The organism is Synechococcus sp. WC10meta (assembly GCF_047461475.1).
The window spans coordinates 1-3,824 of the sequence record NZ_JANSHF010000034.1 but is presented as its reverse complement, the minus strand read 5'-3'; the positions used below and the strand labels follow the sequence as shown (position 1 = coordinate 3,824).

Sequence of the window (3,824 nt, the reverse complement as noted above, 5' to 3'; positions counted from 1 at the left end):
TCAGGGGAAACCTTGGATAAAATGCTGCGCCTTACATCCCCACCTTCAAAGGCGGGGCCTTACGGCGCTTTTTGGTAAAGTTCTAACAACACCACTTTGCTCCCAGCGCAAAAGCCGGCCCGCTTTGCTAGGAGCTGCGCAGCCGCCAGTATGACCAGAGCCATTCCATCGGATCCAGGAGCCCAGTTTAAACCGGTTGCAGGTGCCGTAACCGCCCCCCGTGGCTTCCGCGCTGCCGGCGTAGCTGCTGGCCTCAAGCCCTCCGGCGCCGCCGATCTGGCCCTGATTGTTTCCGACAGCGAGGCGGTAGGGGCTGGCGTTTTCACCACCAACCAGGTTAAGGCCGCCTGCGTCACCTACAACCAGAGCATCCTCGCCCAAGGCCAGCCGGTGCGGGCCATCCTCTGCACTGCCGGCCAGGCCAACGCCTGTACAGGCGAAGAGGGGGAGCGCAACAATGCCCAACTGGCCCGCTGGGTGGCAGAGCGGCTGGGGATCCCCTCCCACCAGGTGCTCACCGCCTCCACAGGGGTCATTGGACAACAACTGGAAATGGCCAAAATCGAGGCGGCCCTGCCCCACCTTATCGACCGCCTCTCGCCGGCAGGAGGAGAGAGCGCTGCCCGCGCCATCCTCACCACTGATCTAGTTCCCAAGAGCACGGCTCTGGAGGCTAACATTGACGGCTACACCGTCAGGGTAGGAGGCATCGCCAAGGGATCCGGCATGATCCACCCCAACTTGGCGACCATGTTGGCTTTCCTAACCTCCGATGCGGCTGTGGATCCCCCACTCTGGCAGCAGATCCTCAAAGAGGCTGTTGACCTCAGCTTTAACCAAATCACCGTGGATGGGGATACCAGCACCAACGACATGGTACTGGCTCTAGCCAACGGCCAAAGCGGGATCCCCACGGTGCAAGCGGGTACAAAAGCTGCCCAAACCCTAGCCGAGATGGTTGCCCAGGTTTGCATTCACCTAGCTAAGGCCATTGCCCGCGACGGGGAGGGAGCCACCAAGTTGCTGGAGATCCGGGTGCAGGGCGCCCCCGACGACCGGTCGGCTCGGCAGATAGCCCGCGTCATTGCCAGCTCTCCCTTGGTCAAGGCAGCAGCCTTTGGGGGCGACCCCAACTGGGGACGGGTGGCCGCCGCCGCTGGCCGAGCAGGGATCCCTTTTGACAGCCGCCTTCTGGAGATCCGGCTGGGAGATTTCCTGCTTTTAGAGAAGGGAATGCCCCTCCCCTTTGACCGCCAGGCCGCTCGCGAGTACCTCAAGGGGGATCCCGTCGTCTTCACGGTGGATCTCCACCAGGGGCCTGGTCAGGGCGTAGCCTGGGGCTGCGATCTCAGCTACGACTATGTGCGCATCAACGCCGAGTACACCACCTAGGCCGCTTGGCAAGCCCAAACTAGAAGCTGAGGCTCTCCCAGGAGACGTTGATGTCTTCCAGCAGCAGCGACTTGTTGTAAATCTCCAGGAGGATCAGCATGAAGATGCCAAACAGCACCATGAAGACTGCCATTAGAGGCGTGGTGCCCCAGCCGGGGGCTACTTTGCCGTATTCCGAGTTCAGCGGACGCAGCAGATCGCCCAGTCGGGTACGAATGGCCATAGTTCTCGCCGTAGGTTAAGAAGGAACAAAGCTGGCGGCGGATCCTCTAAAGACTCAATGCCGCAAGAACAGCCATCTTTAGATCACGCTACCAGAATCTGACCCCACCCCTTTGCCGATAGCAATGAATCTTGACATCCCTTGTCCTTGCCAGGCAGAGGATTCCGTGCATGTCGCCGCTGAGGCGCAATGTTTTGTAAACTTGTGTAATACTCTAGAGAGACTCTCTCGGGATCCCAGCGATGGAAGCTAGCCTCTCCCTCATCGTGGCTATTGTGGCCACTACTATTGTCATTACCGCCTTTGCCATCTACACCGCCTTCGGACCTCCTTCCAAGAACTTGAAGGATCCCTTCGAAATGCACGAGGATTGAAGCCCGTTGTCTTGTTGCACTGCATGGCTGCCCGGCTGCCCTCCCATCTCACCTTCCACAAGTACCAGGGGTTGGGAAACGATTTCATCTTGGTGGACAATCGCCACCAGCCCCAGCCCTGTCTGACACCAGAAGAGGCCATTGCCCTCTGCGATCGCCGCTTTGGCGTGGGGGCGGATGGGGTCATTTTCCTGCTGCCGGGGCAGGAGGGGGCTGATTTCAGCATGCGCCTGTTCAACAGCGACGGCTCGGAAGCGGAGATGTGCGGCAACGGCATCCGCTGCCTGGCTCGCTTTTTGCAGGATCTGGGGATCCCCGCCCAGGATGGCGCCTACCAGATCCACACCTTGGCAGGGCGGATTGTGCCGCGGGTGCAGCCCGATGGCTTGGTAACAGTGGACATGGGGATCCCTCGCCTTTTGGCCCAGCAGATTCCCACCACGCTGGCCGGGCCAGAGGAAAAGGTGGTGCGGCAACCGCTCCCAGTGGCCGGGCGGGAGTGGTGGGTGACAGCAGTGAGCATGGGCAACCCCCATTGCGTGGTCTTTCTGGAGGAGGAGGGATCCTTGGAGAAACTGGACTTGGAAAGGGTGGGCCCCCTGTTTGAGCATCACCCCGCCTTTCCCGAGCGCACCAACACCGAATTTGTGCAGGTGCTCAGCCCTAACCACCTGCGGCTGCGGGTTTGGGAGCGAGGGGCAGGGGCGACGCTGGCCTGTGGAACAGGAGCTTGTGCCGCCCTAGTGGCTGCCGTCTTGGAAGAGCGGGCCGAGCCCCAGGCCACGGTGGAGCTGCCGGGAGGCAACCTGGAGATTCGCTGGGATCTTGACACCCAACACGTGTGGATGACAGGGCCGGCCCTGCCCGTTTTCCGCGGCACCACTGCCGAGTGAGCGCTTTCAGGATCCCAACCCCACTAGGAGAAGGGCCAGCAAGGTGAGAATCCCGTGGGCAGGGCTCCAGCCCTGGTGCCAGATCATCAGCACTGCCAGGCCCAGCCAGACCAGCCCCAGCCCTAGGCCGAGGCGTAGGAACAGAGGGGGAGCCCCCTGGTTGAGGGAGCGTTTGAGCCAGGGGAAGATCACCCCCAAGCCAAAGGCCAGCCCCACGGGGATCCAGTCCATCCAGCCCGTCCGCTCCCAGCCCAGCAGGTAGAAGCCACCCAGGCAAAGGCCAAAGCCAAAAAGCAGCACCCGCATGGCAGGATAGTCTTGCCGGTAGCTGGAGGCGCGGCTCCAAGCTCCCTCAGGCTTGCTTGGGCTCAACGGCTCGACCACAAAGCTTTCGCTCCACTCCGGCGCCGCTTCAGTTTGGCCACGGCACCAAAGGTAAACGTTGACTTTGCGCAGCCCCTGCAGCAGCGAGGCCTCTACAGCGCTACGCACCACCTCCATCACCTGCTGTGTGTCCACCCCATCGCCGGGCAGCCGTTCCAGCAGCACATTCAGCACCTGACCCTTCAGCTCGGCGCGGCCAAACAGCCGCAGATCGGCTAGCTTGTAGTCGAGGATTTGGTTTAGGGTCTTAAGCTGGCGGCGCATGGATCTCGGCACCCAGCCGTCTCGACTAGAACCAGTTTAGCGGTCGGGGAAGAGGCAGGGGAAAAGCGGGATCCAAGGCATTGACATTCTCCCTGCTCCAAAGGGCAGGGATTCTTTACTCAGACAGCAGGATGGCTCCTGCCGGCTGAGCTACACAGAGCATGAGGCTGAAACCTCAGCCCTATGGGGGATGCCATAACCCCAACTACTGGGCCCAAGCCCAGATACGTTCTGCGAAGGTTGAGTGCTCCCACCCCGTCGCGATGAAACTCAAACCCACACCCACACCTATAC

The 3,824-nt window shown here is 61.3% G+C and carries 5 protein-coding genes; 3 read left to right on the top strand and 2 right to left on the bottom strand.

Features of this window, described 5'->3' with window-relative positions; translation table 11 throughout:
• Positions 1 to 150: 150 nt before the first annotated feature.
• Complete coding sequence (gene argJ / locus NW804_RS10290) at positions 151 to 1,392, top strand: bifunctional glutamate N-acetyltransferase/amino-acid acetyltransferase ArgJ (protein ID WP_414423483.1); 1,242 nt, start codon at positions 151 to 153, stop codon at positions 1,390 to 1,392.
• A 19-nt stretch (positions 1,393 to 1,411) separates the two neighbouring features.
• On the opposite strand, the gene psbH is transcribed toward argJ, so the two are convergent.
• On the bottom strand, positions 1,412 to 1,615 hold the full coding sequence (gene psbH, locus NW804_RS10285) for a photosystem II reaction center phosphoprotein PsbH (RefSeq protein WP_414361343.1): 204 nt from the start codon (positions 1,613 to 1,615) through the stop codon (positions 1,412 to 1,414).
• A 242-nt stretch (positions 1,616 to 1,857) separates the two neighbouring features.
• On the opposite strand from psbH, the gene psbN reads away from it, so the two are divergent.
• Positions 1,858 to 1,989 carry a photosystem II reaction center protein PsbN gene (psbN, locus tag NW804_RS10280; RefSeq protein ID WP_414396835.1) on the top strand — a complete coding sequence of 44 codons (132 nt, stop codon included), beginning with the start codon at positions 1,858 to 1,860 and terminating at the stop codon, positions 1,987 to 1,989.
• Between the two features lie 23 nt (positions 1,990 to 2,012).
• Entirely contained in the window at positions 2,013 to 2,882 is an 870-nt protein-coding gene (gene dapF, locus NW804_RS10275; RefSeq protein ID WP_414423482.1) for a diaminopimelate epimerase, read from the top strand.
• 6 nt (positions 2,883 to 2,888) lie between these two features.
• Here the strand turns inward: dapF and NW804_RS10270 are convergent, their stop codons facing one another.
• Positions 2,889 to 3,530 (bottom strand): hypothetical protein, encoded by a 642-nt coding sequence (locus NW804_RS10270; RefSeq protein WP_414396831.1) that lies wholly within the window; start codon positions 3,528 to 3,530, stop codon positions 2,889 to 2,891.
• Positions 3,531 to 3,824 lie beyond the last annotated feature (294 nt).